1 protein-coding gene and 1 riboswitch are annotated in these 1,817 nt (G+C 71.9%); the gene reads left to right on the forward strand.

Annotation, left to right across the window (positions count from 1 at the left end; genetic code table 11):
* Nucleotides 1-137: 137 nt before the first annotated feature.
* Nucleotides 138-254: riboswitch (SAM riboswitch) on the forward strand.
* 180 nt (nucleotides 255-434) lie between these two features.
* Nucleotides 435-1,796: an aminotransferase class V-fold PLP-dependent enzyme gene (locus StrepF001_RS45185; protein WP_129803872.1), complete on the forward strand. Its 1,362-nt coding sequence runs from the start codon at nucleotides 435-437 to the stop codon at nucleotides 1,794-1,796.
* Nucleotides 1,797-1,817 lie beyond the last annotated feature (21 nt).

Raw genomic sequence — 1,817 nt, forward strand, 5'->3', positions numbered from 1 at the left:
GGGGGAGGTGCCGCCTATCGGCACACCACGCGCCCCTTCAGGGCGCTGCCGAACCGCGGCGTTCGGCAGCGCCTGAACGTTTCGGGATCCGGACAGGAGTTGCGCTTCGGCGATCACGTCACGTAGTTTTCCGATCAGGTCATGAGTGACAGTCATTCGGCCCCGGCCGGCTGTCCGGCAACCCTCCGTCCGTGGCGGGGTGCCCCGGGTGAAGACCAGGTCGTAGGCAGCGAGGTCTACGACAAGCGCGGACCCCTCGCACACTTGTGAACGAGTGTGGGACCAGGGGTCCTGGTCGTCGAGGAGCCTTCCGTGAGCAAGCGAATGCGCTAGGGCCGCAGAGCCCCGCCTCCGCACACCCTTTTCACCCTTTCCCGCGCTTGAGCCGTGCCGCTCGCGCGGTCATCTTCGCCTGCGATCACGGGAGTACACCCATGTCCGTCTCCACCGCTGCCGCCGCCCAGTCCGTTTGCGCCCCCCTGCCCGTTCTGGGGCGGGATGTCACCGTCCCGCTCGTCACGGGTGGCGAAGTCACCTACGCCGCGCTCGACTACGCCGCCAGCGCGCCCGCGCTGCAGCGGGTCTGGGACGACGTGGCGGCGTACGCGCCGTACTACGGCAGTGTCCACCGCGGCGCCGGATACCTCTCCCAGCTGTCCACCGACCTCTTCGAGAACGCCCGCCGGACCGTCGCCGAGTTCCTCGACTGCCGGGCGGACGACCAGGTGGTGTTCACCCGGTCCACCACCGACTCGCTCAACCTGCTCGCCGCCGCGCTCCCCGCCGACTGCCAGGTCTTCGTCTTCGAGACCGAGCACCACGCCTCGCTGCTGCCCTGGCAGGACGCCCGCGTCAGCTACCTCGACGCCCCGCGCACCCCGCAGCAGGCCGTGCAGACCCTGGAGCGCGCCCTGGCCGACCGCGACCCCCACGGCCCCGCCCTCGTGTGCGTCACCGGGGCCTCCAACGTCACCGGCGAGCTGTGGCCCGTACGGGAACTCGCCGCGGCCGCGCACGCGCACGGCGCCCGGATCGTCCTGGACGCCGCCCAACTCGCCCCGCACCACCCGGTGTCGGTGCAGGACCTCGACGTCGACTGGGTCGCCTTCTCCGGGCACAAGCTGTACGCCCCGTTCGGCTCCGGTGTGCTGGCCGGCCGTGCCGACTGGCTGCGCGCGGCCGAGCCGTACCTCGCGGGTGGCGGCGCCAGCCGCAAGGTCACCCGGCGGGCGGACGGGGGAGTGGACGTGGAATGGCACGAGAGCGCCGCGCGGCACGAGGCCGGGTCGCCCAACGTCATCGGCGCCTACGCCGTCGCGTCCGCCTGCAAGGCGCTCACCGAGGCGGGTTTCGACACCCTCGTCGCCCGCGAGCGGCACCTGATCGACACCGTGCGTGCGGGGCTCGCCGAGGTCCCGGAGGTCAGGGTGCTGTCCCTGTTCGGCGACGCCGCCCCGCGGGTCGGCGTGATCTCCTTCGTGGTCGACGGCTGGAACAGCTCCCACTTCGCCGCCGCCCTGTCCGCCGAGTACGGCATCGGCGTCCGCGACGGCCTCTTCTGCGCCCACCCCCTCGTCCGCACCCTGCTGGGCAGCGACCCGCAGGCCCAGGGTGAGTGCGGCGCTCCCGAGGCCGCGCCCGGCGAGAAGTCCCTCAACGCGATCCGCGTCAGCTTCGGCGCGGGGACGCCGGACGAGCATGTGGAGCGCTTCGTGAAGGCCGTGAAGGAACTCGTCCGGCACGGCGCGAAGTGGCAGTACCGGACGGAGGAGGGCCGCTGCGTGCCCGTGGTCTAGTAGGGCTTGGTTATCTTGGAT

Origin of the sequence: Streptomyces sp. F001, assembly GCF_004187715.1 — a bacterium.
In the GTDB taxonomy this organism is placed as follows: domain Bacteria; phylum Actinomycetota; class Actinomycetes; order Streptomycetales; family Streptomycetaceae; genus Streptomyces; species Streptomyces flavusporus.